The 4,851-nt window shown below is 59.9% G+C and carries 3 protein-coding genes; 1 reads left to right on the top strand and 2 read right to left on the bottom strand.

The genetic code is table 11. The features are described from left to right. Positions 1-170: 170 nt before the first annotated feature. Positions 171-3,071, top strand: coding sequence for a DUF1553 domain-containing protein (locus tag WAW39_RS30665; RefSeq protein WP_422323656.1), 2,901 nt, complete (start codon positions 171-173; stop codon positions 3,069-3,071). A 20-nt stretch (positions 3,072-3,091) separates the two neighbouring features. Here the strand turns inward: WAW39_RS30665 and hemB are convergent, their stop codons facing one another. Both hemB and WAW39_RS30655 read right to left on the bottom strand, forming a co-directional pair. Continuing rightward, positions 3,092-4,066, bottom strand: a complete 975-nt coding sequence (hemB, locus tag WAW39_RS30660) for a porphobilinogen synthase (protein ID WP_422323654.1) — start codon at positions 4,064-4,066, stop codon at positions 3,092-3,094. Positions 4,067-4,234: 168 nt separating this feature from the next. Beyond that, positions 4,235-4,648, bottom strand: coding sequence for a hypothetical protein (locus WAW39_RS30655; RefSeq protein WP_422323652.1), 414 nt, complete (start codon positions 4,646-4,648; stop codon positions 4,235-4,237). Positions 4,649-4,851: the final 203 nt, after the last annotated feature.

Raw genomic sequence — 4,851 nt, 5'->3', positions numbered from 1 at the left:
CGCAACGCGACCTGGCAAGCTTCAGTTCCGTCCCAGAAGCGTTCACCGGAGTGCTGCCCTTCAAACGAAATCCCGTCATTCAACGGGAAGGCCTCATGAATGTGAAGTGAGCCTGCACTTCACGGCCTGAAAGACGCTCCTGACGGGTCTCGTTTGCCTTCGCACGCCTGATGATCCGACGCGCCCTCTTTCTCGCTTCTCTTTCCGCCGCCGCCAGTGCTGCGGACATGACGCATTTTGAGCAGCGCATCCGCCCGCTGCTCATCGCGAACTGCATCGACTGCCACGGCCCCGACAAGCAGAAGGGTGGCCTGCGGCTCGACTCGCGTGCCGGATGGCAGACCGGGGGCGATTCGGGTCCTGCGCTGGTGCCTGGGAAGCTCGCCGAGAGCAAGCTCTGGCAGGCCGTGAGCTATGCGGACCGAGATTTGCGGATGCCTCCCAAGCGCAAGCTCAAGGACAGCGAACTCGCCGACCTCAAGCTCTGGATCGAATCCGGTGCTCCTGATCCGCGCGATGACGTGGCCAGCACCGGGGGCAAATCGAAATCGGCCCGTGCCGATGCCAGTTTCTGGTCCTTTCAGCCGCCCAAGGCTGCGCCGGTGCCGGTGGTGAAAAACACCGCATGGCCTGCGAATGACATCGACCGCTTCATCCTTGCCAAGCTGGAGGCCAACCAGCTCGCGCCAGCGCCAGATGCCAGCACTTCCATTTTGCAGCGCAGGCTGGCCTTTGACCTCACGGGACTGCCGCCTGACCTGTCCCAGCCTGCTCCGCTGACGCCGCAGGCGTATGAGAAGCGCGTGGACGAACTGCTCGCCTCCAGCGCTTTTGCGGAGCGTTTTGCCTCACACTGGCTGGACATCACCCGCTTTGCTGAATCTTCAGGCGGCGGCCGTTCCCTGCCCTTCAAAGATGCGTGGCGTTTCCGTGATTACGTCATCGAAGCCATCCGCGACAATGTGCCGGTGGACCGCATGATCACCGAACATCTGGCGGGTGATCTCCTGCCTGCCACCGACTCCGCCGCCCGCCGCAGGCAGGTCACGGCCACAGGATTTCTCGCGCTGGGTCCCACCAACTACGAGGAGCAGGACAAAGGCATGCTGCGCATGGACATCGTGGATGAGCAGCTCGACACGATGGGTCGCGCCTTCCTCGGCCTCACGATTGGCTGCGCACGCTGCCATGATCATAAGTTTGATCCCATCTCTGCGCGGGACTACTACGCGCTCGCGGGCATTCTGCGCAGTACGAAGACGCTCAAAAACTACACTGACAACGTCGCGCACTGGATCGACACCCCGCTGCCGCTGGAGGGTGATGCCGAGGCCACCATGCAAAAACACGAGCAGCAGGTGAATGCGCTCAAGAGCCAGATAGCAGCACTTAAAGACAGCCTGCGGGATGCCGGCAGTGCGGATTTACGGGGACGCAAAACCATCGCAGTGAGTGACCTCCCGGGCATCGTGGTGGATGACAGCGAGGCGCAAAAAGTCGGCGTCTGGAAGCAGTCCACCAGCTATGCGCCCTACATCGGCAAAGGCTATCTCAGTGACAGCAACGAAGGCAAAGGCGAGAAGACTGTCACCTTCACACCGAAGATTCCGAAGACCGGGCGCTACGAGGTGCGCCTGGCTTTCAACGGCGGCCCGGACCGTGCGGAGAGCGCCACAGTCACCATCCTGCATGCCGATGGCGAGGAACTGAGGGAGGCCAAGATGCTCACGGAGGGCTTGAAAGGATTGCAGTTTGCATCACTGGGCACCTACCGGTTTGAGGCCAACGGCCAGGGCTTTGTCCTCATCTCCAACGCCAGTTCGCAGGGCTATGTGACGGTGGATGCCGTGCAGTTTCTGCCTGCCGATGAACCGGCCGCCAATGCTCCGGTGGCCGCGAAGGATTTGCCCGCCACCATCAAGATCCAGCGGCAGAAGCTTGATGAACTGAAAGGACAGATAAGCGCCACCCAAAAGCTCCAGAAGCAGCTAGCCGACCTGGAGAAAGAACTCAAGGCTCTGCAAAAGGACATTCCAGACCGCCCCGAGGCCATGTCCGTGGCGGAAGACAGTGCTCCAGAAGACGCCAAGATTCACATTCGCGGCAGCGTTCGCAATCTGGGAGCCAGCGTGCCGCGCGGCTTCATTCAGGCAGCGCTCCATGGCAATGCCCCAGGCATCCCCGCCGAAGCCAGCGGTCGTCTGCAACTGGCGCAGTGGATCACCTCCCGTGAGAATCCGCTGACGGCGCGCATCATGGTCAATCGTGTCTGGCACTGGCTTTTTGGCGCGGGCATCGTCCGCACCACGGACAACTTCGGCTCCACTGGAGAAGCGCCGAGCCATCCTGAACTGCTCGATCATCTCGCCATCAAGTTCATCGAAGACGGCTGGAGCCTGAAGCATCTCGTCAAACAGATGGTCATGAGCCGCACCTACCGCATGGCTTCCACGAGCGCGGCCTCCGCTGCTCAGCATGCGATGGACCCGGACAACCGTCTGCTCAGCCACATGAACCGCAAACGCCTGGATGCCGAGTGTCTGCGCGATGGGATGCTCAGTGCGGCAGGGACTCTGGATCGCGCCTTCGGCGGACCCGGTGTCAGCGAAGTCAAAGCGGTGGATGCCAACGATCAGAAGATTCAGAACATCGAGTATGGCTACCAGTTCCTCGACACGCGCCGCAGCCTTTACACCGCAGCTTTCCGCAATGTGCGCCATCCGCTGTTTGAAGTCTTCGACTTCGCCGACATCAACCAGCCCATCGCCCAGCGCACCACCAGCACCGTGGCGACGCAGGCGCTCTTTCTGATGAACTCCCCGAAGGTCATCGAGCAGGCACGCAATGCGGCAGAGGTGGTGCTCAAGTCATCCCCTGACACCGAGAAGCGCATTGATACCGCGTTCCAGAACTCCTTGCAGCGCTCCCCCACGGAGAAGGAGCAGACTCAGGTCCGCGAGTTCCTTGAATCCAGCCAGTCTGGCAATGCCACCGCCGATGATTTGCGCGACCTCTGGGCGCGCTTCATCCAGACGCTGTGGTCCACGCCGGAGTTTCGGTTCTTGGATTAGCCGATTGAGCGCTGAAATTTTCAGCGCCACGCCGCTGACCATTGCTTGGCGAAATAGGTCAGAATCATGTCTGCGCCTGCACGGCGGATGCCGATGAGGGATTCGTTGACGATCTTGGTTTCGTCGATCCAGCCACCTGCGGCACCGGCTTTGATCATGAGATACTCGCCGCTGACCTGATAGGCAGCGATGGGCAGCGTGCTGGCGGCTCGCAGTTTCGCAATGATGTCAAGATACGGGCCTGCGGGCTTCACCATGAGGATGTCGGCGCCTTCGGCTTCATCAAGCGCGGCTTCGCGCAGGGCTTCGCGAGCATTGGCGGGGTCCATCTGGTAGGTCTTCTTGTCTCCGGCCTTCGGCGCGGAGTCCAGTGCACCGCGGAAGGGGCCATAGTAGGCGCTGGCATACTTGGCGGTGTAGCTCATGATGGAAACAGCCTGAAATCCCGCGCCATCCAGCGCAGCGCGCAACGCGGCAACGCGTCCGTCCATCATGTCGCTCGGTGAGACGATGTCCGCACCGGCGCGTGCGTGGCAGAGCGCCTGCTGGCACAGTACTTCCACGGTTTCGTCATTCAAGATGCGTCCGTCATCGGTCACGAGGCCGTCGTGGCCGTCGCTGTTGTAGGGATCGAGCGCGACATCGGTGATCACCGTCAGCGTGGGGTGCGCGCTTTTCAGCGCACGGATGGCACGTGGCACGAGGCCGTCATCGGCATGGCAGGCTTCGGCACCGCGAGTTTTGAGTTCATCGGGAATGCGCGGAAACAAAACGACTGCCGGAACGCCGAGTGCGTGTGCTTCTCCGGCTTCTTTGACCAGACCATCAAGGCTCCAACGCGTGCAGCCCGGCATCGAGGCGATGGGAGTGTTGGCATCCCCTTCCTGCAGGAAGAGCGGGTAGATCAAATGGCCCGGTGTCAGTTCCGTCTCGCGAACGAGATCACGGATGGCGGGAGACTGGCGGTTGCGTCGTGGACGGATGGGCAGATTCATCGGTGCGCGAATATACGCAAAGAGACGTGGCAAGAGCAACGGCGAATGCGGTTTGGGAGGGATACGCCCGCATCAGCATAGGCGTCACATCATTCACATCAGCAATCCGGCGAGCCGACCCCAGCAGGCTTATTAAATACACGATTTTCCACCTTCACTGAACGCCATTCATAGGAGACTCGCCTTTGCGGCCGTCTTTGTGACTGAACCAAACTCCGATTTCCGACGACGTAAAGCGACCAGCAAAATAATCCCATAGGCAGTTGCAAAGGGCAGCACGAATAAAAAGTAAACCGCCGCCAGTTTGGTGCATGAATAGAACCAGCCCTTACGAATACGGAATCCCACGAGCGCCACATACAGCAACGTTGCCGGAACGATGGCCAAAAATCCGTGACTAGCGACGGCTATCATCGTTTCCCCAATGATCGCGCCCAACTGCGACGGATCGGGTGCTGTCAAATTCATGAGCACTCGCGATGAATGTACCCCATCCAGGATGGTCTTGACGACTGCCAGGCAGTTCGTCAGAGACAAAGCCAATCCGAGGATGGAGACAATGAAGGCAATGGCGACTTTCATACGGTTCTGTGATTCTGTAATAGCGCTGAATTCAGATTCTTGAACAGACGAAATCCAGCCTCATAAACGGCGGCCATCTGCCTGTGACTGAACTGCGAGCCGAGTAGCCGAAAACGCCCTGCGTTGTAAATAATCGAGCTTCGAACGAATAGGACACAAGTCCAGTTTCATCAGGGATTGTGATGACGCCAACCGCGCTGGGG

The organism is Prosthecobacter sp. (assembly GCF_049294395.1).
Classification (GTDB): domain Bacteria; phylum Verrucomicrobiota; class Verrucomicrobiia; order Verrucomicrobiales; family Verrucomicrobiaceae; genus Prosthecobacter.
Note: the sequence above shows the minus strand (reverse complement) of the source record. Positions and strands in the feature narration are given on the sequence as shown.

Bases quoted from the DNA above. Each gene is read 5' to 3' on its own strand.
- hemB (WP_422323654.1), bottom strand. From the start codon at position 4,066: ATGAATCTGCCCATCCGTCCACGACGCAACCGCCAGTCTCCCGCCATC.
- WAW39_RS30655 (WP_422323652.1), bottom strand. From the start codon at position 4,648: ATGAAAGTCGCCATTGCCTTCATTGTCTCCATCCTCGGATTGGCTTTG.
- WAW39_RS30665 (WP_422323656.1), top strand. From the start codon at position 171: ATGATCCGACGCGCCCTCTTTCTCGCTTCTCTTTCCGCCGCCGCCAGT.